The sequence below is a fragment of the Shewanella sp. SM73 genome (genome assembly GCF_025653795.1).
GTDB classification, from domain to species: Bacteria; Pseudomonadota; Gammaproteobacteria; order Enterobacterales; family Shewanellaceae; genus Shewanella; species Shewanella oncorhynchi.
The window spans coordinates 155,569-177,319 of the sequence record NZ_JAKKRY010000003.1 but is presented as its reverse complement, the minus strand read 5'-3'; the positions used below and the strand labels follow the sequence as shown (position 1 = coordinate 177,319).

16 protein-coding genes are annotated in these 21,751 nt (G+C 43.4%); 11 read left to right on the top strand and 5 right to left on the bottom strand.

The genetic code is table 11. From position 1 onward, the window contains the following. Window positions 1-87: 87 nt before the first annotated feature. Entirely contained in the window at window positions 88-2,457 is a 2,370-nt protein-coding gene (gene ppsA / locus L5M51_RS06130) for a phosphoenolpyruvate synthase (protein ID WP_028759726.1), read from the bottom strand. Window positions 2,458-2,581: 124 nt separating this feature from the next. Here ppsA and L5M51_RS06125 point away from each other — a divergent pair, with 124 nt between their 5' ends. From L5M51_RS06125 to L5M51_RS06110, 4 genes are all read left to right on the top strand, one after another. Then, the gene (locus L5M51_RS06125; protein WP_028759725.1) at window positions 2,582-3,394 is read left to right on the top strand and encodes a pyruvate, water dikinase regulatory protein; all 813 of its coding nucleotides are present in this window, start codon (window positions 2,582-2,584) and stop codon (window positions 3,392-3,394) included. A gap of 182 nt (window positions 3,395-3,576) precedes the next feature. After that, the gene (locus tag L5M51_RS06120; protein ID WP_028759724.1) at window positions 3,577-4,641 is read left to right on the top strand and encodes a 3-deoxy-7-phosphoheptulonate synthase; all 1,065 of its coding nucleotides are present in this window, start codon (window positions 3,577-3,579) and stop codon (window positions 4,639-4,641) included. Between the two features lie 180 nt (window positions 4,642-4,821). Beyond that, the gene (locus L5M51_RS06115) at window positions 4,822-5,286 is read left to right on the top strand and encodes an acyl-CoA thioesterase (protein ID WP_173496827.1); all 465 of its coding nucleotides are present in this window, start codon (window positions 4,822-4,824) and stop codon (window positions 5,284-5,286) included. Between the two features lie 220 nt (window positions 5,287-5,506). Continuing rightward, window positions 5,507-6,169, top strand: a complete 663-nt coding sequence (locus L5M51_RS06110; RefSeq protein ID WP_028759722.1) for a response regulator transcription factor — start codon at window positions 5,507-5,509, stop codon at window positions 6,167-6,169. Between the two features lie 63 nt (window positions 6,170-6,232). Here the strand turns inward: L5M51_RS06110 and cysB are convergent, their stop codons facing one another. Next, window positions 6,233-7,216 (bottom strand): HTH-type transcriptional regulator CysB, encoded by a 984-nt coding sequence (gene cysB / locus L5M51_RS06105; protein WP_028759721.1) that lies wholly within the window; start codon window positions 7,214-7,216, stop codon window positions 6,233-6,235. Between the two features lie 228 nt (window positions 7,217-7,444). Between cysB and zomB the strand changes: the two genes are divergently transcribed. Next, the gene (gene zomB, locus L5M51_RS06100; RefSeq protein ID WP_028759720.1) at window positions 7,445-8,224 is read left to right on the top strand and encodes a flagellar motor control protein ZomB; all 780 of its coding nucleotides are present in this window, start codon (window positions 7,445-7,447) and stop codon (window positions 8,222-8,224) included. A 242-nt stretch (window positions 8,225-8,466) separates the two neighbouring features. On the opposite strand, the gene topA is transcribed toward zomB, so the two are convergent. Further along, window positions 8,467-11,109, bottom strand: a complete 2,643-nt coding sequence (topA, locus tag L5M51_RS06095; protein WP_105252683.1) for a type I DNA topoisomerase — start codon at window positions 11,107-11,109, stop codon at window positions 8,467-8,469. A gap of 330 nt (window positions 11,110-11,439) precedes the next feature. On the opposite strand from topA, the gene astB reads away from it, so the two are divergent. Continuing rightward, window positions 11,440-12,774, top strand: coding sequence for an N-succinylarginine dihydrolase (astB, locus tag L5M51_RS06090; protein WP_131523320.1), 1,335 nt, complete (start codon window positions 11,440-11,442; stop codon window positions 12,772-12,774). Window positions 12,775-12,850: 76 nt separating this feature from the next. On the opposite strand, the gene L5M51_RS06085 is transcribed toward astB, so the two are convergent. Further along, window positions 12,851-15,361: a hypothetical protein gene (locus L5M51_RS06085; protein ID WP_263171971.1), complete on the bottom strand. Its 2,511-nt coding sequence runs from the start codon at window positions 15,359-15,361 to the stop codon at window positions 12,851-12,853. Between the two features lie 222 nt (window positions 15,362-15,583). Between L5M51_RS06085 and L5M51_RS06080 the strand changes: the two genes are divergently transcribed. The 4 genes from L5M51_RS06080 (at window position 15,584) to L5M51_RS06065 (ending at window position 19,634) form a co-directional block, all read left to right on the top strand. Next, entirely contained in the window at window positions 15,584-16,906 is a 1,323-nt protein-coding gene (locus L5M51_RS06080; protein ID WP_173496825.1) for a dicarboxylate/amino acid:cation symporter, read from the top strand. 171 nt (window positions 16,907-17,077) lie between these two features. Then, window positions 17,078-17,437, top strand: a complete 360-nt coding sequence (locus L5M51_RS06075; protein ID WP_028759715.1) for a hypothetical protein — start codon at window positions 17,078-17,080, stop codon at window positions 17,435-17,437. A 182-nt stretch (window positions 17,438-17,619) separates the two neighbouring features. Then, a complete protein-coding gene (locus L5M51_RS06070) occupies window positions 17,620-18,294 on the top strand; it encodes a response regulator (protein WP_028759714.1) in 675 nt (224 codons plus the stop codon). Next, window positions 18,285-19,634 (top strand): sensor histidine kinase, encoded by a 1,350-nt coding sequence (locus L5M51_RS06065; protein ID WP_028759713.1) that lies wholly within the window; start codon window positions 18,285-18,287, stop codon window positions 19,632-19,634. Before L5M51_RS06070 ends, L5M51_RS06065 begins: the two co-directional genes overlap by 10 nt. A gap of 15 nt (window positions 19,635-19,649) precedes the next feature. On the opposite strand, the gene L5M51_RS06060 is transcribed toward L5M51_RS06065, so the two are convergent. Continuing rightward, entirely contained in the window at window positions 19,650-20,345 is a 696-nt protein-coding gene (locus L5M51_RS06060) for a 2OG-Fe(II) oxygenase (protein WP_173244477.1), read from the bottom strand. Window positions 20,346-20,463: 118 nt separating this feature from the next. On the opposite strand from L5M51_RS06060, the gene L5M51_RS06055 reads away from it, so the two are divergent. After that, on the top strand, window positions 20,464-21,726 hold the full coding sequence (locus tag L5M51_RS06055; protein WP_168825389.1) for an HD-GYP domain-containing protein: 1,263 nt from the start codon (window positions 20,464-20,466) through the stop codon (window positions 21,724-21,726). Window positions 21,727-21,751: the final 25 nt, after the last annotated feature.

Below are 21,751 nucleotides of genomic sequence, written 5' to 3'. Positions count from 1 at the left end.
GTCAATTATCGTTATGGCGCCATTATAAACAAAAAAAAGCCGCTAAAAAGCGGCTTTTTTAACAAGTTTATAAAATTACTATCTAGATCAACCGTGCGCTTCGGCTAAATACAACCAAGTATCAATCACAGTATCAGGGTTTAATGACACTGTATCTATGCCTTGTTCTACCAACCAAGCGGCAAAATCAGCGTGATCTGAAGGACCTTGACCACAAATACCTATGTAAGCGCCCTTCGCTTTAGCCGCTTTAATGGCTAATGAGAGTAGCATTTTAACGGCTTCATCACGCTCATCGAATAAATGGCTAATGATACCTGAGTCACGGTCAAGGCCGAGTGTCAGCTGAGTTAAATCGTTTGAGCCGATAGAGAAGCCATCGAAATGCTCAAGGAATTGGTCTGCTAACAGGGCGTTTGAAGGCACTTCACACATCATGATGACACGTAAACCGTCTTTACCACGTTCTAAACCTTGCTCTTTGAGCAAGCCGACCACTTGCTCAGCTTCTTTCACTGTGCGAACGAATGGGATCATGACTTCAACGTTTTTCAGACCCATGTCATTACGAACGCGTTTGATCGCTTCACACTCAAGGGCAAAACAGTCACGGAAAGATTCAGAGATATAACGGCTCGCACCGCGGAAGCCCAGCATTGGGTTCTCTTCTTCTGGCTCGTATCGGTCACCACCAACCAAGTTTGCGTATTCGTTAGACTTAAAGTCTGACATACGTACGATCACTTTCTTCGGATAGAAAGCTGAACCGATAGTCGCAATACCTTCAACCAGACGGGCAATGTAGAACTCAACAGGTGATTCGTAACCAGCAATCATTTCGTTGATTTCAGTTTGCAGCGCTGCATCCTGTTGATTGAATTCGAGCAGTGCTTTCGGATGAATACCAATCATACGGTTGATGATGAATTCTAAACGCGCTAGACCCACACCTTCGTTTGGCAAACGAGCAAAATCAAATGCACGATCAGGGTTACCCACGTTCATCATGATTTTCATTGGCAATGCAGGCAGAGAGTCAACACGGTTTGAAATCACTTCAAACTCTTGTTTACCTTCGTAGATAAAGCCAGTGTCACCTTCGGCGCAAGAAACAGTCACGATTTGACCATTCTTGATACGGTCAGTCACGTCACCACAACCCACCACCGCTGGCACACCTAATTCGCGGGCGATAATTGCCGCATGACAGGTACGACCGCCACGGTTTGTGACGATAGCACTTGCGCGCTTCATGATAGGTTCCCAATCAGGATCTGTCATGTCTGTCACTAACACATCACCAGGTTGGATTTGATCCATATCGGCGATTGAGGTTAATACTTTGGCTACACCAGTACCCACTTTATGGCCAATAGCGCGACCTTCACAGATCACAGCGCCACGGCTCTTTAAGTGATAACGTTCAATCAATTGCACATCTTCACGGCTACGAACCGTTTCTGGACGCGCTTGAACGATATACAATTTGCCATCATTGCCGTCTTTTGCCCATTCGATGTCCATTGGACGACCGTAATGCTTTTCGATCACCATGGCTTGTTTGGCTAATTCTTCAACTTCAGCGTCATTGATAGAGAATTGACGACGTTTGTCAGCAGTAACATCTTCAATTTTGACTTGTTTGCCGTGAGCAGCATCATCTGAATACACCATTTGGATGAGCTTGCTACCGATATTACGGCGCACAACAGCCTTGTGACCTAAGGCTAAAATAGGTTTATGAACATAAAATTCATCTGGGTTTACCGCGCCTTGAACAACCATTTCACCCAGACCAAAAGATGAAGTGATAAACACCACATCATTATTGCCAGATTCAGTGTCCATAGTGAACATCACACCTGAAGCCGCTTTATCTGAACGAACCATGCGTTGTACGCCAGCAGACAAGGCAACACCGTGGTGCTCATAACCTTGATGCACACGGTAGGAAATAGCGCGATCGTTAAAGAGTGAAGCGTACACATGCTTGATCGCTGTCAGTACGGATTCAAATCCTTTTACGTTTAAGAAGGTTTCTTGCTGACCCGCAAAAGAGGCATCTGGCATATCTTCAGCTGTTGCAGAAGAACGTACCGCGAATGACGCTTCGCTAGTTTCAGCGGCAAGTTTATCGTAAGCTTCACGAATCGCTTGCTCTAATGCTGGTTGAAATGGAGTGTCGATAACCCACTGTCTGATCTGTGCACCTACTTTAGCCAGCGCATTGACATCATCTACATCCAGTGTGGCTAGAATGTCATAAATCTTCTGGTTAACTCCGCTTTGTTCAAGGAACTCGTTGAACGCATGGGAAGTTGTCGCAAATCCGCCAGGTACTTGAACACCGGCATTGGCCAGATTGCTGATCATCTCGCCTAGAGAAGCATTTTTACCGCCAACCAAGTTGACGTCACCCATGCCTAATTCTTGATACCAGAGTACGTATTGCTGCACAGTTCTATCTCCGCAAGTTTATTTCAGTGGCCCCTTCACACGAGGGCAGCGGCATTTTACACTCCTGTCGAACACGCGTAAATCTATAATTTTATTTGTAATTTTATTACTACAAGAGGTCAGTATGGCACCAAAAGTATTCTATATCTCCGACGGGACAGCGATCACAGCTGAAGTTTTTGGTCATGCGGTTCTCTCGCAATTTCCATTAGAATTTGAGTCACTTACGATTCCATTTGTCGAAACATTGACGAAAGCGGAGCAAGTTAAGCGACAAATTAATGATTGTTTTATTACAACAGGTGAGCGGCCGTTAGTATTCCATTCCATCGTAAAAGCCGAGATCCGCGACATCATCTACTCGAGTGAAGGGGTTGATTATGATTTTTTGAATACTTTTGTGGCCCCACTCGAACAACATTTAGGTGTTTCTGCCTCTCCAGTTGTACATAGAACCCATGGAAAAGCGAATCACGGTTATGAAGCGCGTATTGATGCCATTAATTTCGCCATGGATAACGATGATGGCCAGACCATGAAACATATGGATCAAGCCGATCTGGTTTTACTTGGGGTCTCTCGCTGTGGCAAAACGCCATCGAGCCTGTATTTATCAATGCAGTTCGGCATAAAAGCGGCAAACTACCCTTTCACCGAAGATGATATGGATAACCTTAAATTACCTGAAGCACTGAAACGCAATAAGAAAAAACTGTTTGGTTTAACGATTGATCCCGTGCGTTTACATGAAATCCGTCAGAGTCGAATGGAGAATAGCCGCTATTCATCGCTCAAACAGTGCCGCTTAGAAGTCAAAGAAGTGGAAATGCTGTTTAAACGCGAACGCATTCCTTACATAGACACCACTAATCATTCCGTGGAAGAAATTGCCACTAAAATATTAGATGTCACGGGCCTAGAACGGCATATGTTCTAAGCCTAATAAGCCAAAATCAGCAAAAGAAACCGAGTGAATTTAGTCTAAAAGAAACTAACTTAAATCAAATTCATTGCACAGTTGCCGACAATTAACGCAATTGGCACTGTGCAACTCGGTTCGATTCGTTATAATCCGAGGCAATCTGGCGAAAAGCGCCGCACGCAAGCTCGGTATTTTGAATGACCATAAAAACAGACGAACTACGCACTTCCTTATTAGCAAAAGTCATCTCACCTGCGCAACTGGCATCTGAGTTCCCATTAACTCAAGATGCAGCCGATTATCTGGTTCAGCAACGTCGTGAAGTCGAAGCCATCATTATGGGTGAAGACCAACGTCTATTGGTGATCATAGGCCCATGTTCAATCCACGATACTAAAGCGGCATTAGATTATGCTCAACGCTTAGCCGCGTTACACCAAGAATTGAAAGATGACTTGTGTATCTTAATGCGCGTCTATTTTGAAAAACCCCGTACAATTGTCGGTTGGAAAGGATTAATTTCAGATCCCGATCTCGATGGCAGTTTCGAACCAAACAAAGGTTTACGCATTGCCCGCGAATTGCTGCAACAAATCACTGAATTAAAATTGCCTATCGCCACCGAATTTTTAGATATGGTGAACGGTCAGTACATAGCGGATCTCATTACTTGGGGCGCTATTGGTGCGCGTACTACGGAAAGCCAAGTCCACCGTGAAATGGCTTCGGCACTGTCTTGCCCCGTTGGTTTTAAAAATGGTACTGATGGGAACATCAATATTGCCGTTGATGCAGTTCGTGCCGCACAAGTGCCACATGTTTTCTATTCACCGGATAAAGATGGCGCTATGGCGGTCTATCGCACCCACGGCAACCCGTTTGGCCATATCATCCTACGTGGTGGCAAAAAACCTAATTATCACGCACAAGATATCGAAGAAGCGCGTCAACAGCTTGCATCTGTTGGGGTAACTCAACGTATGGTTATCGATTTCAGCCACGGAAACAGTGAGAAGAACCATCTCAAACAGCTGATGGTCGCCGATGAAATTATGACTCAAATGCGTGCTGGCAGCACTGCCATCGCAGGTATTATGGCTGAAAGCTTCTTACAAGAAGGTAATCAAAAAGTCGTTGAAGGCCAGCCACTCTGTTATGGCCAAAGTATCACCGACGCTTGCTTGCATTGGGATGACTCTGAAATCCTGCTACGTAAGCTCGCAGCGGCTTCCCGCGAAAGAAAAGCACTATTAACCAAATAAATCTGAAGTAAAATAAATCGTCCAATAAAAAACCGATCTCATTTCGGTTTTTTTATTGGAAGCATGACATTATCCTCAGTCATATGCCTACTGCACCTTAAAGCCTGTAGTTTTCTATCTTTAACCACCATAAATCTTTATAATTCGAGCTTATTTCGCTGCATTACCTTAGGTTGCTGTATGTCGCTTACCCCCATGTCCACAAACACCGAAAACACCTCACGAATCGAAGCCGCTGCCCCCCCCTTTCCTGACGCGATTCAAACTCGAATTGATTCCTCAGAAGCGCGCGTGATTAAAGCAGTATTCCCCTCAATCACCAACCATCACAATACGTTATTTGGTGGCGAAGCTTTAGCGTGGATGGATGAAACAGCCTTTATTGCAGCAACTCGTTTCTGCCGTAAAACCTTAGTCACAGTGAGTTCCGATAGAATTGATTTTAAAAAGCCTATCCCAGCAGGCACACTAGCAGAACTCATCGCTCGTGTGATCCATGTAGGTAATACGTCATTAAAAGTTGAAGTCAACATCTATGTAGAAGACATGTATCAAGACCGTCGAGAACATGCTATACGTGGTGTGTTCACCTTTGTTGCGGTTGACGAACAACGAAATCCCACAAAAGTGTGGACATATGGGTAGTTTTTAGACGATTTTAAAGTATAGGTTAGCCCGTACTTTCGGGCTTTCAATTGAAACTATACGGTCCATCTTTTTCCTTGTAAAACACCGACCAAAGTCTAACAACCAGAAACATATCAAAATTTTGTCCTTATTCCTGAATAAAGCAATAGGATCCTTGATTACTTTTCTGTTACATTGAGTTCAATCTTCACGCGCACCGAACATAATCATAAAAGCCATGAAGCTAGAAAACTTAAATATTATTATCGCAGACGATCATCCATTGTTCAGAAATGCACTACGTCAAGCGCTGACCAGCGCTTTCGAACATGCACAGTGGTTTGAAGCAGACAGTGCTGACGCACTGCAATCTGTATTGGATGTTCGAAGCGTCGATTACGATCTTGTACTGTTAGATCTGCAGATGCCCGGGTCCCACGGCTATTCCACGCTTATCCACCTACGCTCACATTATCCTGAGTTACCCGTTGTGGTGATTTCAGCCCACGAGGATATCAATACCATTAGCCGTGCGATTCATTATGGCAGCAGTGGTTTTATCCCTAAATCAGCTTCAATGGAAACCCTAAAAGAGGCGCTAAGTGCGGTGTTATTCGGTGATATTTGGTTGCCTAAAGGCACTGAGATTATTGCTATCAATGACGATGCCATTGATAAAATGGCCAGCAAGTTATCCGATCTCACGCCGCAACAATATAAAGTGTTGCAGATGTTTGCCGAAGGGTTATTAAATAAACAAATAGCCTACGATCTTGGCGTGTCTGAGGCGACCATCAAGGCGCACGCGACTGCCATATTTAGAAAACTTGGCGTTCGCAACCGCACTCAAGCAGTTATTGCCCTTGCGCAACTCGAGATGGATAAAGTCGATTTATCTTAATCGCTAAACCCATAAAAATGCCGCTTTTATTAGCGGCATTTTTATGTTTGTAAATCATCCAAGTTAACGCATTGGCAGATTTTTATCGGCAAACATTTCATCTATGAGCTGTTGATCCCGTAATGCTACGGCTTTCTCCACCACATCACGGGTTAAATGCGGCGCAAAGTGCTGAATAAAATCATACATATAACTGCGCAAGAAACTGCCCTTCCTAAAACCAATTTTAGTCGTACTGTGGGCAAACAAATGACCGGCATCAATAGCAACTAAATCTTTATCAACATTTGGATCAATGGCCATAGACGCGATGACGCCCACGCCTAATCCTAAACGAACATAGGTTTTAAGCACATCGGCACTGGTCGCACTAAAGACAACACGCGGCTCTAAATTGGCCCGATTGAACGCTTTTTCAATTTCAGAAGCACGGTCAAAACCAAAGACATAGGTCACTAAGGGGAAACGGGCTAAATCTTCGATACTAATCAAGCTGCCTTGATTGCGGGTCGCAAGAGGATGGTCTTTTGGCACAACGATAGAGCGGTTCCAGTGGTAACAAGGCAACATGATCAGATCTGAATATAAATGCATTGCTTCGGTCGCAATAGCAAAATCTGCATCACCGCGAGCTGCCTGTTCGCTGATCTGCGACGGTGTCCCTTGGTGCATATGCAAGTTCACTTTAGGATAGCGATCAATAAACTGACGAATTATCGTCGGTAATGCATAGCGTGCCTGAGTATCTGTTGTGGAAATATTTAACTCACCTTGATCTGGCTTAGTATATTCTTCAGACACTTTTTTGATACTTTCAACTTTACCTAAAATATCATTGGCAATGCTGATCACTTGCAAACCCGCAGGTGTGACATGGGTTAAATGCTTACCGCTACGACCAAATATTTGGATCCCCAACTCATCTTCAAGCATACGAACTTGTTTACTGATCCCAGGTTGAGAGGTATACAAGTTTTCAGCTGTCGCCGATACATTGAGGTTATGTTTTACGACCTCAGCAATATACCTGAGTTGTTGCAGTTTCATCTTATTTCCTTGTCTCAAACACGCAAAATGCCATTAACAACTGAGCCCTCAAAGCACTCTCAGCTATAATCAATCGTTATAGTATATAGTAAAAATTAAAGCAAATAGGAATATAGAGCACAAGTCTACAGATTCATACGACAGAAATGATAACCTAGGCTAAGATAACTATGCTAGTTTATTGATTTATTGTAGCATTAGCTCAATTGGATAAATAATGGAACATCTATGTCATTCACCTTGGTTCTGATCCTCATCGGTGCGCTTTTACTGCTTGTTATCGGAATTAACGTATTACAGCAACAAAAAGAACGTGTAGAGGCTGAGCGTCGCATTGAATTTGCCCGTCAAAGAGCAATTATCGATGAAACTGAAACTGTGTTATCAAACACAGGAATGATGCCTTGTAGCACGAATATAGTATTGGTTTTGTACCGGCGTGTACAAGATGCCTTGCAGTCTGCAACAGCGATCAGTAATGGCCAACAACAGTCTGACTACCAACGTCGCTTAGCCGATATTAATAATCAAATAACAAGCTTACAGTCTGGACAACCTCAAACTCCTCCAATTGAGAATTTCAGACTACCCGATAATGACAAACAAATTTTAGCGCTTGTTCAAACCTTAAAAAAATTAAAGGCGATACTCAGAGCCGAGCATAATAAAGGTAAAGTCGATCCGAGCATTTTTGCTCAAGAAGAAAGCCGCATCGACAGTTTACAGCTCAGAATTAATGTCGATTCTATGCTTTCTCGTGCCCGCGCGGCCAGTTTTATGAAGCAATATGGCTCATCAAAACAAATGGTAACCAAAGCCCTATCAACATTACACGCCATTAAGGCACAAACGCCTAATGATCCCTTCATTGGGCGTAAAGTCGATGAGGCTAAACAATTACTTGATGAAATTATGGGGGCACAGAAACAATCTGAGCCCAGTGCGCCTAGACCTAAAAATGAAGAAGATGATATCGATATGCTGTTTCAACCTAAAAAGAAATGGTGATCAGTCTCTATTTGCTTACCGTTAAGTTGAATTAGCGACACATTTGCCACTCATGCTACCGCGTCATTGTGAGTCAGTTTGTATCTGTAAGTGTAAAGTACTCAGTAAGTGTAAAGTACTCAACATGTTTGAATTATTATCTATAGCAACAAATTGATATCGAAAATGCAAACAAAAAGCCAAGTCATATCTGACTTGGCTTTTTTGTTGTTCTCTTAGCGTTAAGCTAGCTTAATCCGTCGCTATGCGCCTTTCTTGGCCTTCTTGGTAGATTCACTCACCCACTTCCCATTGACGTAATGCGCAGACCAACCCGTGGCTTTGCCATCGACTTCAGTCGCAACGTATTGCTCTTTCGTCTTACGGCTAAACTTCACCGCAGCCTTATTGCCTTCATCATCAGTGACTGGCGCATCCGCTAAATACTGATACTTAGGCCATAGCAGCTCACGGTATTGAACCAGTTCCTCAACCAAAGGCGCACGGGTTTCACGTGATTTAGGAAAAGTACTAGCCGCTAAGAAGATACCCGCCGCACCATCACGTAATACGAAATGGGCATCCGATTTACTGCATTTCAGTTCAGGTAAATAAATAGGATCTTCTTTTGGCGGCGCCGCCTCACCATTTTTCAGTAATTTACGGGTATTCTTACACTCTTCATTGGTACAGCCAAAGTACTTACCAAAACGACCATTTTTCAGTTCCATATCGTGACCACAGCGATCACACTCAATCAGTGGACCTTCATAGCCTTTGATCTTGAATTGGCCTTCTTCGACTTCATAGCCTTCACAGATTGGATTGTTACCGCAGACGTGTAACTTACGCTTCTCATCGATCAGGTAACTGTCCATTGCCGTGCCGCAAATACTACAACGGTGCTTCGCACGCAGTGCATCTGTTTCGGCATCTTCACTGTTTTCGCTAATCGCCTCAACGCCAGGCGTGAGGTTCATCGTCGTCTTACAGCGTTCTTTAGGGGGCAATTCATAACCAGAGCAACCAAGGAAAACACCTGTCGTTCCAGTGCGGATCCCCATAGGACGACCACAAGTTGGGCACTTGATATCCGTCATCACCATTTGGTTAAGACGCATACCACCTTCTTCAGGATCCAGCTCTGCTTTTTCTAATTGCTTAGTAAAGTCAGCATAGAAACCATCAAGTACTTTTTTCCAGTCTAACTCGCCCCGAGCCACATCATCTAATGTTTGCTCCATGCTGGCGGTAAAGTCATAGCTCATCAAATCAGCAAAACTGCTCACCAATCGTTCGCTGACAATTTCACCCATTTTTTCGGCATAGAAACGACGATTTTCGACTTTTACATAACCACGATCTTGAATCGTTGAAATGATGGTTGCGTAGGTTGAAGGGCGGCCAATACCGCGTTTTTCTAATTCTTTTACTAAAGAAGCTTCGCTGTATCGTGCTGGCGGCTTAGTAAAATGTTGTTTAGGCTGCAATTCTTTTAATGCTAATACATCGCCCTGAGCCACGAATGGTAACGTATTGTCTTCTTCGTTTTTCTTCTTAAGCGCTGTTTGTACGCGAGTCCAACCATCAAAACGTAAGGTACGTCCCGTGGCTTTGAGCTCATAATCGCCCGCTTTTACGGTCAACTTAGTGGCATCATATTGTGCAGGTGTCATTTGACATGAGACAAACTGGCGCCAAATCAGCTCATATAAGCGCTGAGCGTCACGTTCCATGTCAGATAAGGTCGCTGCTTGCACTTGAACGTTTGATGGGCGAATCGCTTCGTGAGCTTCTTGTGCGCCTTCTTTTGATCCGTATCGAATCGGTTCGGCGGGTAGATACTTATCACCAAATTCTTTGGCAATCATATCGCGCAAGTTTTCAACGGCTTCTTGACTCAAATTGGTCGAGTCGGTACGCATATAAGTGATATGACCAGCTTCGTAAAGTCGCTGCGCCATCATCATGGTCTTCTTTACACCAAAACCTAAACGTGTACTCGCGGCCTGTTGCAGTGTCGACGTAATAAAAGGAGCCGATGGTTTACTTTGAGTCGCTTTATCTTCGCGGGCCAGCACAGTAAAACTTGCCGCAGATAACGCTTGAACCGCAGCCATCGCTTGCTGTTCATTGATAGGATTAAAGGCAGCATCTAGATGCTTAACCACTTCCATCCGCAAAGCTTCTTGAGCGGGCGTATTGAGCTCTGCGTGTACATCCCAAAATTCTTCAGGCACAAAGGCTTTGATTTCGCTTTCGCGTTCGACCACTAAACGCACGGCAACCGACTGCACTCGCCCAGCGGATAAACCACGAGCGACTTTTTTCCACAGCAGAGGCGACACCATAAAACCGACAACTCTGTCTAAGAAGCGGCGCGCTTGTTGGGCATTAACCATGTTAGTGTCGAGTGTCGACGGTTTACTAAAAGCATCTTGAATCGCAGACTTAGTAATTTCGTTGAAAACAACACGTTGATACCGTGAAGGATCACCACCAATCACCTCTTGCAAATGCCAGGCGATAGCTTCTCCCTCACGGTCTAAGTCGGTTGCGAGATAGATTTGGTCAGCAGAATCGGCAAGTGCCTGTAACTCTTTAACGACTTTTTCTTTACCCGGTAAAATTTGGTACTTAGCCGCCCAGCCCTTTTCAGGGTTTACGCCCATACGAGACACTAGCGCTTGCTGATCTTTCACCTTTTTATATTGAGCTTTTTCTTCTGGCGACATCTTCTTAACTTCGGCAGCGGATTTAACCTTTTCATTGCCTTCTGAAGTCGATGATGTCGGCAGATCACGGATGTGACCTACGCTCGATTTAACGATGAATTCTTTGCCAAGATATTTATTAATAGTCTTAGCTTTGGCCGGTGATTCGACAATAACTAGCGATTTACCCATAGTTTAATTTGCGCCAAAAAATCTCAAGAAGGTGGAAATTGGCACCATATATAGAGGGTTGTACTGATAGTTTCAAGTTAATCCCTCTTTTATATGTACCAGCGAGTCACTTTTTAATCAAAGTTGAAAAAATGTAAAAATATAATATGCGTAATTAAAAACTAATATTTCATTATTTGCCAGCAAGCAAGAAATAGTTATGCATTTATCGTGAAAAAGTCGCTTTGAGCACAAAACCGTCCGCTTGTGCACTCGAAAAGCTTCAGTATACTGGGTTCCCTCAGGGACCATATGAACAAATAATAACTTTCCCTATCACAAGGATAAGCAATGAAGCACTTTGAAGCGAATTTTGATGGACTCGTTGGACCAACACACAATTACGCAGGGTTGTCTTTTGGCAATGTCGCCTCACTTAGCAATGCCGCCTTAGTTTCCAACCCCAAAGCTGCTGCAAAACAAGGACTCCAAAAAGCCAAAGCACTAGCCGATATGGGCATGGTTCAAGGAATATTAGCTCCTCAAGAGCGCCCAGACCTCTATACATTGCGCCGAATTGGATTTTCTGGCTCTGATGCTAATGTATTAAAACAAGCGGCAAAAGAAGCGCCCATATTACTTAATGCCTGTTGCAGTGCTTCCAGTATGTGGACAGCCAATGCCGCTACCGTCTCACCAAGTGCAGATACACGTGACGGCAAACTGCATTTTACCCCAGCAAATTTAGTCGATAAACTGCATCGCAGCATCGAGCCTTTGACAACGGGGCGCATATTAACAGCAACTTTCAGTGATCCCCACTATTTTCATCACCATAGTCACTTACCTGAGCATAATAGCTTCGGTGATGAAGGTGCCGCAAACCACACTCGTCTCTGCAATGAATACGGCCATGCTGGTGTTGAGCTGTTTGTTTATGGACAAGAAGCCACCAATCCCAACGCACCTAAACCGCAAAAATATCCAGCAAGACAAACCTTAGAAGCGTCGATGGCAGTCGCACGCTTACACCAGCTGGAAGACGATAATTGCGTCTTCATCCAACAGAATCCTGATGTAATTGATCAAGGTGTATTCCATAACGATGTTATCGCAGTAGGTAATCAAAATGTCCTGTTCTACCACGAACAAGCCTTCTTAAATACCCAGAATAAGATCGATGAAATTAAACGTAAACTCGACACTGAGCTGTATTTCATTGAAGTGCCCACCGCGAAAGTAGCAATTAACGACGCAGTCAAAAGCTATTTATTCAATACTCAAATTATTACATTGCCATCCGGTGAAATGGCAATTATTGCCCCAACGGATTGCCAAGAAAATCCCGCGGTATTTGCCTATTTGAACGAATTACTCACGTTAAACACGCCGATTAAGCAAGTGCTTTATTTCGACGTAAAACAAAGCATGCAAAACGGTGGCGGCCCTGCCTGTCTTCGTTTACGTGTCGCCATGAATGAAGTGGAAGTCGCAGCGGTAAATCAACACACTCTGATGAATGATGCTTTATTTACTCGTTTAAACCTTTGGGTAGACAAACATTATCGAGACAGATTAACCACCCAAGATCTTGCAGACCCTCAGCTAATCATCGAATCTCGAACAGCTCTGGATGAACTGACACAGATCATGAAACTAGGTAGCGTGTATCAGTTCCAGCGTTAATGAATAAATATAATTCCAAAGACTAGATACTAAAAAGCGCACAATTAAGTGCGCTTTTATTCGTTTACCTTAAAAATTATAAGATATTTACAGCTATCGAAAGCACCTCTGTAACCGTATTATTAGGTGTCGTCACAGTGACAAGTAATGTACCAGAATTAGGCTTATCTTCGCCTTTTAATGATACGGTAAAATCACGACCGCCATTATGATTAGAGCTTGGCCAAGTATATTGACTTGAGCTAGTGACAGAACCAGCACTTGTTGTAAAACTCACAATTGAACCTGCAGGCATTTGCTGATTATGAACATCTGAAATAGTAAAAGATACTGAAGCGACTCCCTTACCGAAGATTTGAACTGCGCCACCCAAATGCTCATTCGCCACGATCACAGTGATAGGCTTACCATCAGCATCAACAGCAGGTACTTTTTCTTGATCAATGATTTTTACATCACGCTTATCAGTTGCATAGGCGGTGCTACCCGACATAACCATGACAATACTTCGACGCACATAAAGCGACTTCGATTGACTTATGCCATCAGCACAACCAGCATGAACAGGATCAGAACATAATACACCATTATATTTATCGTCTTTTACATCAAAGACCCCATTCGAATTAAAATCAATTAATTCTTCTAGCTCACCACCTAATTGCCCACTGGCCTGCTGCGGATTAAAAATACCATCTTCATTATAATCGTTAAATGCATCATTTAAATCAAATGATTGGCCCGTAACATCCTTACCCGTAAGAAATGTTGTCATTTCGCTAGCATCAAAACGACCATTACCGTTCAGATCAGGAAATGATTCCTCACCAATAGCGGTTGCTGTAATAGTTGCTCGTCCACCGTATTTCTGACCATAAAAATTCCCATAAACGCCTAATGCCGGATATTCAACCATATCTGCTTTAGGGTTTAGAATCATCTCTCCGGCACCATCAATAATAACCTTACCCTCTGGTCGTGGTAATTGACTAGTCCATTTAACAGAACATGCCCCTTTTATCGTTTGGCACGCATCCTCTATTGAGCCCCCCTCTGTCGTAAAGGAAACCGTGGTGCCATTAGGCACTGGGTTATTAAACGCATCCGCTAAACGTGCAGTAACTAACACCTCAGTGCCATCCCGATTCCATCCCTCTGCATTTAATACTTCTGCTGATAATGAAAGACTGTCTTGATCAGGAATACCCGTCGAAATAATCAATTGACTCGATTGACTTGATATTGCAGGAATAGAATTATCATCGACTGTCGCCGTTACCCTTAAAGATGTGGCAACCGTTCCTGTAGTCACGACTGTTTGCACCAGCCCTTCATTATTAGTCGTGGCCTCGAGTGGTGCTAACTTGACACCACCCACGCCAGTATTTAAATTAAACTTCACATTCTGATTACTTACAAAGTTACCATTCTTATCTAAAACTCTAAACTTAACCACTGACGATTCAATACCACCAGTGCCAAGAATACTGATATTTTCTGGGATTGCAGATACGAATACTATACTTCCTATCTCAGACCGTAAAACATTAATCTTTCCGACCGCCGACAAACTAATACCACCCGCATTCGCTGTCACATTAATTTGGTCTTCTCCTACACAGCCTTGTGCTAAATAGGTTGAAGTTGCAACACCATTACTGGATGATACTGGCGAACTTATTTGTGCTTGAGCTGGTATTTTAGTTGCACAGGTTGAAGAGAAATTCACATCCACAGGTTGTGTAAATGGATTACCTAGATCATCTTGAATTAATACTGAGATACTTGCTGTACCACCAGCAGAAACTGTTGTACTACTTATGGCAGCCTGACCTTTAACAAATGGAACTCCACTACCCATAACTACATTTGTTGCACCTACCACCACTATCGTATTACCTAGCTCTCCCGATGCTAGCGAAGCAGTAACCTCTCCAGCACCTAAGGCACTGCCAGCATAAATATCAACAGTTGCTTTGCCTTGATCATTAGTTACTGCAGTTTTAATCGGTAAGTCGCCTATTGGACTAGAGAATGTCACTATTGTAGGCTTACTAATACCTGTTACTGTTGCTACTAACTTTCCTGGTAATAGCGTACTAATAGACTTAAGAGGAGACCCATTTGAATCTGTTAAAACTAATGAAACTTGAGCACCGCCTCCAGCGACACCTCCATCACCTTTCATCTTAAAACCTATTTTCCCGGACTCGCCACTATCAACTTTTGCGGTAACAGTTCCGGCACCAGCAATGGTAGCTGTCACGAGTTGCATTCTTGCAACACCGTCAACCCCAGTTAAATCTGTTCCGATAGAGGGAGAAAAAGAACCAATATTGCTATCATTTAGTGAGAAAGTAACTAAAATACCAGCAAGAGGGCCAAGTTTAGAATCGACAACTTTAGCCGTTACTTCGGCTGGTGCAATCGCCGAAATCTCAGTGTTTGAAATACCCATAGTTACGGTAACAACAGATGGCTTAGGCGTTGTTCCTCCGCCATCATCAGAGATACTGCCTCCACCACCACATGCTGATAATAAAAGCGAACACAATCCTGCGAGAAAAACCTTATACGCTGACTTCATTGTCAGGCTCCCTGTTACTCTGATGATGATACTTAAGCGAGATGCTTATTACTTATAGGCTAACACTACACAATTTTCACCAATTTTGCTCACTAGAACCTTATTTTATTTCACAAATAACACAAATATTTTAACGCTATTTGCCATTTCATCTTCGCGCTTTTCTTGCTAGTCTTGTGAGCGCCAAAAAATAGAATGTATAAAAAACACACAGGACTCTCTATGGCAATTTCTATAAAAAATAAACTCGGCCTTACAAGTAAAATTCTGATCGGTATGGGAACAGGTATTGCTTTAGGCCTCTTTCTCCGCAATGCCTTTCCAGAAAGCGATATAGTAAAAGATTATATTACCGAAGGTTTCTTGCATGTTATCGGTACTATCTTCATCTCCAGCTTAAAAATGTTAGTCGTTCCTTTAGTCTTTATTTCATTAGTTTGCGGAACTTGCTCACTGAGTGAACCTTCAAAATTAGGCCGCTTAGGGGGGAAAACCCTCGCCTTCTATTTATTCACAACCGCCATTGCCTTAGTGATTGCGATTGTCAGCGCAGTCCTTATACATCCTGGAAACGCCTCACTGGCGTCAGAAAAAATGGAGTACGTCGCAAAAGAAGCCCCAAGTCTTGCTGATGTGCTGATAAACATAGTGCCCACCAATCCAATGCAGGCATTGAGCGAAGGTAATATGCTGCAAATTATTATTTTTGCGGTCATTTTTGGCTTTGCTATTGCCCATATTGGTGAGCGCGGCAAACGTATTGCGGCGTTGTTTGAAGATTTAAATGAAGTCATCATGCGTGTCGTGACACTGATCATGCAACTCGCGCCCTATGGTGTATTTGCGCTGATGGCAAAACTTGCATTAACACTCGGTTTAGAGACCTTTGGTAGTGTGGTGAAATATTTCTTCGTGGTCTTAGGTGTATTACTGATCCATGCGTTTGTTGTTTACCCTACACTTCTAAAACTTTTCTCAGGCCTCAATCCCTTAATATTTATTCGTAAAATGCGCGATGTGCAGTTGTTTGCTTTTTCAACCGCCAGTTCAAATGCCACTTTACCCATTACCATAGAAGCGTCTGAACATAGATTAGGTGTCGATAATAAAATCGCCGCTTTTACGCTACCGTTAGGCGCTACCATTAATATGGATGGCACAGCAATCATGCAAGGCGTTGCCACTGTGTTTATTGCGCAGGTTTTTGGCATTGAGCTCTCACTAACCGATTATGCCGTTGTTGTTGTGACAGCCACATTAGCATCAATTGGTACCGCGGGTGTTCCAGGTGTCGGACTTATCATGCTGGCCATGGTGTTAAATCAAGTTGGCTTACCAGTGGAAGGGATTGCCCTGATTATCGGTGTCGATCGCTTACTCGACATGGTACGTACTGCTGTAAACGTCACAGGTGATTGCGTAGCAACTGTAATTATTGCTAAATCAGAGGGCGAATTTAACGAGCAAGTGTTTAACAACACTCAAGCGGGTAAAGTTGCTAGAAGTTTTGATGAGCAAGTTCATCATTTAGATAAATCGAACTAAACCTCACAAAGACCAAAATGACGCCCAGCTTCAGTGTTGGGCGTTTTTGTTTGAACGCAATACAGTTAACATGTCTATTGTTAACAAAATGTGAACTCACCAATAGTACGGAAATTTGTTTTTAGATACATTATGTTTACTATTTTAATACGTTTAATGGGAGGGGTATAAATGTGGTGGAGAAGTCTTTGGATCCTGATTGCATGCTGGCTATTGAGTGCCCACTTCGTACGTTACGAACAAATTAACTTTGCCATTCCTTTTGCACTTGCGCCTTTGGTCTTATTTTTTAACTCAGTTTACTTACTTCGTTTATTACAAATTTTATTATTTATAAGTGTCTTTGCCGTATGGGGCGTCACAACCATTGAAGCGGTACATCTGCGATTAGCGCAAGAAATGCCTTGGTTGAGATTGTCTTTTATCATGATGGCGGTGATGTTATTTACCTTAGGCGCGATTATGTGTGGCAACGGCATTTTGCGGATCAGAAAACAAAAATCGCCTTGGGGAAATTCCCCGATACGCTAACACTTTAACGGCAAAACCTTCTTATTCAACAATAAATTAGTACTTATTTTGACCACAAGTTCAACTCGGTCAGCAAAGGTTAAGTTCAACTAAGATATGCTGATCCTCTATTTGGTTATCAGTGTGATTTTACGTAGACTAGTTTGCTAAAGCTTAGCTCATACACTTTAAGGCATTATATTATGAGAATTTTGGTTGTTGAAGACGATCCTATTTTATCCCACCACTTAAAAGTGCAATTAAGCGATCTCGGCAATCAAGTTCAAGTGGCACTGACTGCCAAAGAAGGTTTTTATCAAGCCACTAATTATCCCATCGATGTCGCCATTGTCGATTTAGGGCTACCCGATCAAGATGGTATTAGCTTAATTCAACAGCTCCGTGAAGCCGGTCTTAAAGCACCAATATTAATTCTCACGGCACGAGTTAATTGGCAGGATAAAGTTGAAGGCCTAAACGCCGGAGCCGATGACTATTTAGTGAAACCCTTTCAAAAAGAAGAACTTGTCGCAAGACTTGATGCCTTAGTACGCCGTAGCGCAGGTTTTGTTAAACCTGTGATTTGCAGTGGAGAATTGAAACTCGATCTCGCCGCCAAGCAAGTCACTCTGGGCGACGAAGTCATGGAAGTCACAGCCTTTGAATATTTAATCCTCGAATATTTGATGCGCCATTGTCATGAGGTTGTCGCCAAGCAACGTTTACTCGATGTGATTTATGGTGATAAGGAAGGCGATCCCAATACGATTGAAGTCATGGTCAGCCGCCTGCGTAAAAAACTGACCCGAGATGGTATCGATAACCCCATAGTGACCATCCGCGGCCAAGGATATAAATTTAACCTGCCATGCAATTAAGATTAAAATTCAAGAAACGTCTGCTGACACGGATGTTTCTCACCTCGCTATCAATTATTACCTTAGTGGGTTTTGGTCTCGCATGGATGGTTAATATTCTGCATGCGCAAAATAGTTATAACGAAGAAACCGCCCAACTCATTGCCGAAATTCCCCAAGTCGCCGCCGAATTACGGGAGCACGATCTTATCCCCGATACCAGTGCTTGGTTGGAAGAAAATAATAAACAAGAGCGTTATGTGATAGCGAGTTGCGATGACAAATTTAAGCAGGTTTGGACCTCATCCCTCGCAGTAGATCGTGGCTTATTTGATACCTGTGAGCGTTTTAACGAAATCCGTAACGACTCCCCGCCCTACTACCTCACCATGGCTGACGATAGAGGATATTTCGTCTATTTGCTCGCGGTAGAAATTGCCAGTGTGCATTACAACCTCCTCGTCATGAAAGATGCCGCCAAACTGGAGCAAGAATACAGTAAGTTCAGTAAACGTACTTATATTCGTTTAGCCATGGTATTGGCCTTAGCCTTAATTCTATTGGTCAGCGCCGCCTATTGGGGCATGCGTCCCTTGGTACGGATGCAAAATGAACTGCAATCAATTAACCAAGGGAAGAGTAAATCACTTTCTGAGGGCTATCCTGTTGAACTTGAAGGCGTAACGCAAGCACTCAACCAGATGTTGCAACAATCGAGTGCCCAACAACAGCGCTATCAAAATGCTATGAATGACTTGGCACACAGTCTTAAAACCCGCTTAGCCGCCGTGCATGCCATTACAGATGACGCCAGTTTGAGTAAACAATCGGCAAGCGAAAAGATCATGGAACAAGTCAGCCAAATGGATCAGCTGGTCAAATACCAATTAAAACGGGCCATGTTAGGCCGACAAGGCCTGAAGCAAGAACAAACTGTTATTGCGCCCTTAGTCGATCAATTAGCACAAATGTTGTTTAAAATTTATCGAGAAAAACAAGTGCAGTTCTCGGCCAACATATCCCCCTCTTTGATGTTCCCCGGCAACAAGGGTGACTTAATGGAGCTGTGTGGCAACCTTATGGAAAATGCTTTCCGCCTGTGTATCAGCCAAGTGCATGTATCGGCTAAAATTAACTCACAAGGTGAGTTTGAACTCATTGTTGAAGATGATGGCCCAGGTGTTGAAGAAAGCTTAAGACAGAAGATTATCCAACGTGGCGTGCGTGCCGATACTCAGTCCCCAGGGCAAGGGATCGGATTAGCTGTCTGTGATGAAATCGTTCACAGCTACGGTGGCAGCTTAAAAATTGAAGAAAGTCGCTTAGAAGGGGCGCTCTTTAGGATCCGTATCCCAGTGTAAGAAACTGGGATACTATCATGCAATCACCGCATATAGCTGTTCGGCTCGATTAAACATGATCCAAGAAGTGGCAATATATTTGTCACCACTCACAGGTTTATTTCCCCGATGTGAATGAGTAAATCCCGCAGGCGCTATCACCATAGTGCCTTTTTTGGGGGAGATTTTACGCTGTTGATAATAAAATTCGGTTTCGCCGCCCTCTTCCACATCATTTAAATAAAACATATAAAGCACGACGCGATGCAGAGCTTCATTGTGGCCATTCTGCGGGAATTGCTCCGAATGCCAATGGGGATAACCGCCTTTATTTTGCTGATACTTTTGAATATTAATACTGCCACTGCGATACAAATACTTCACTAAGCCATCGGCCCTAGGCGCACCCAGCGTCGCAAAATTAGTCGGAGTTAGCGTTACAGGTTGGCCCTGCTCATCACTCACTGACACAGCAACCGCACCCATTAATGCCATTGAATACTTTGTGAAATAATCTACCGCGCCCTTTAAGGTATAACCTAAGAGTTCGTTTCTGATGGGCTGCAGGTCGACGAAACTATCTAAGGTCAAATCGCGGCTGATCTTCTTCTCCAGATCGACGCCATTGCCCGTTTGTCCATCAACAACGCCAGCATGTTGCTCAAATGCCAGAATGAGACGGTCACACAAGTCATTCGGCAACGCATTAGGGTATACTTCAATAAAGTCCATACTTCCTCAATGGAGTGGCTATTTTCTAGGCTTACTATGCTGACATGTTAGTTAAGTAATTGTAAAGCAGCATCATTGAGATAAAATAACCCACATTACGCTTCACGATAACAAGAATATGAAAAAAAGCTGTAAAGTCTCAGTCCATCAACTTCAAGTCGGCAACTTTGTGCGTTTGCCCGTGGCTTGGAAAGATCATCCCTTTTTATTCAGTAGCTTTCATATTAAACAAGCTGCGCAAATCGAGTTGATTAAAAATCTGGGCATCGAACATGTCATCGTCGATTTAGAACGCAGCGACGTCGCCCCGATACATGCTGATGCGGTCAACCCTATCAAATTGCCGCCAAGTGCTGAAATCAATGTGCTTAAAAACGACATGGATCAATACAAGGCTGAGCAAATCGAAGTGCAAAAAAAATTACGCCGTGACATTAATAAAACTGAGCAAAATTTTACCCGCTCAGTAGCCATGATGCGCAGCCTCATCTCTAAGCTACGTAATCGCCCCTTAAATGCGGTCGATGACGCCAAAGATTTGGTCCACACCATAGTCGAACAGTTGCTCAACTCAGATAACTTAGTGCTGCATTTGATGAGTGATGCTAAGCAGGATGAAAGCATTTACTACCACTCCTTGAATGTTGCGATCCTCTCTATGCTGATCGCCAAAGAAATGGAATGGGATAGAAGTGAAATCGAAACGGTCGGTCTCAGTGCCCTGTTCCACGACGTGGGTAAATTAAAAATCCCACCACAAATTCTAAAAAAATCGGCACCTTGGTCAGCACCAGAGCTTAATTTTATCAAACAGCATCCATTACTTGGGATTGAACTGCTCAAATTAGCCGATAATTTTCCCCAAGCAGCCTTACCTGCAATCACCAATCACCACGAGTTTCTCGATGGCAGTGGTTATCCCAAAGGCCTAAAGGAAGAGGCTCTCGACAAGGTATCGCAACTGATTGCGGTAGTGAACGAATATGACTCCTTGTGTTACCCAAGCCAACAGGGCAAAGCCAGAATGCCCTACGCCGCACTGGGGCATTTGTATAAGCAATACAAAACTAAGCTAAATCAAGAGTATATTGGCAAGATGATCAAGATGCTGGGCATTTATCCCCCAGGCAGTGTGGTGGAATTATCCAGCGGTCAATATGCCATGGTGATGTCGGTTAACTTAACTAAACTGCTATGCCCTAAGATATTGGTTTACGATGCGTTAGTTCCTAAAGACCAAGCACCTATCGTTGATTTAGAGATTGAAGGGATCAGCATAGTGCGCTGCTTACCACCTGCGGCGCTTCCTGAAAAAGTCCACGAGTATCTAAATCCGCGCGAGCGAGTGAGTTACTACTTTGGCGGCGATAGTCGTAAGTAGTTGATTAAGAAACTGGCTTAACGAT

What these genes read in the sequence shown, in the direction of transcription:
- L5M51_RS06060 (WP_173244477.1), bottom strand. Translation starts at nt 20,345, where the DNA reads ATGGACTTTATTGAAGTATACCCTAATGCGTTGCCGAATGACTTGTGT.
- L5M51_RS06110 (WP_028759722.1), top strand. Translation starts at nt 5,507, where the DNA reads ATGAAGCTAGAAAACTTAAATATTATTATCGCAGACGATCATCCATTG.
- topA (WP_105252683.1), bottom strand. Translation starts at nt 11,109, where the DNA reads ATGGGTAAATCGCTAGTTATTGTCGAATCACCGGCCAAAGCTAAGACT.
- cysB (WP_028759721.1), bottom strand. Translation starts at nt 7,216, where the DNA reads ATGAAACTGCAACAACTCAGGTATATTGCTGAGGTCGTAAAACATAAC.
- L5M51_RS06115 (WP_173496827.1), top strand. Translation starts at nt 4,822, where the DNA reads ATGTCGCTTACCCCCATGTCCACAAACACCGAAAACACCTCACGAATC.
- L5M51_RS06055 (WP_168825389.1), top strand. Translation starts at nt 20,464, where the DNA reads ATGAAAAAAAGCTGTAAAGTCTCAGTCCATCAACTTCAAGTCGGCAAC.
- L5M51_RS06065 (WP_028759713.1), top strand. Translation starts at nt 18,285, where the DNA reads ATGCAATTAAGATTAAAATTCAAGAAACGTCTGCTGACACGGATGTTT.
- L5M51_RS06085 (WP_263171971.1), bottom strand. Translation starts at nt 15,361, where the DNA reads ATGAAGTCAGCGTATAAGGTTTTTCTCGCAGGATTGTGTTCGCTTTTA.
- L5M51_RS06120 (WP_028759724.1), top strand. Translation starts at nt 3,577, where the DNA reads ATGACCATAAAAACAGACGAACTACGCACTTCCTTATTAGCAAAAGTC.
- astB (WP_131523320.1), top strand. Translation starts at nt 11,440, where the DNA reads ATGAAGCACTTTGAAGCGAATTTTGATGGACTCGTTGGACCAACACAC.
- L5M51_RS06075 (WP_028759715.1), top strand. Translation starts at nt 17,078, where the DNA reads ATGTGGTGGAGAAGTCTTTGGATCCTGATTGCATGCTGGCTATTGAGT.
- zomB (WP_028759720.1), top strand. Translation starts at nt 7,445, where the DNA reads ATGTCATTCACCTTGGTTCTGATCCTCATCGGTGCGCTTTTACTGCTT.
- L5M51_RS06080 (WP_173496825.1), top strand. Translation starts at nt 15,584, where the DNA reads ATGGCAATTTCTATAAAAAATAAACTCGGCCTTACAAGTAAAATTCTG.
- L5M51_RS06070 (WP_028759714.1), top strand. Translation starts at nt 17,620, where the DNA reads ATGAGAATTTTGGTTGTTGAAGACGATCCTATTTTATCCCACCACTTA.
- L5M51_RS06125 (WP_028759725.1), top strand. Translation starts at nt 2,582, where the DNA reads ATGGCACCAAAAGTATTCTATATCTCCGACGGGACAGCGATCACAGCT.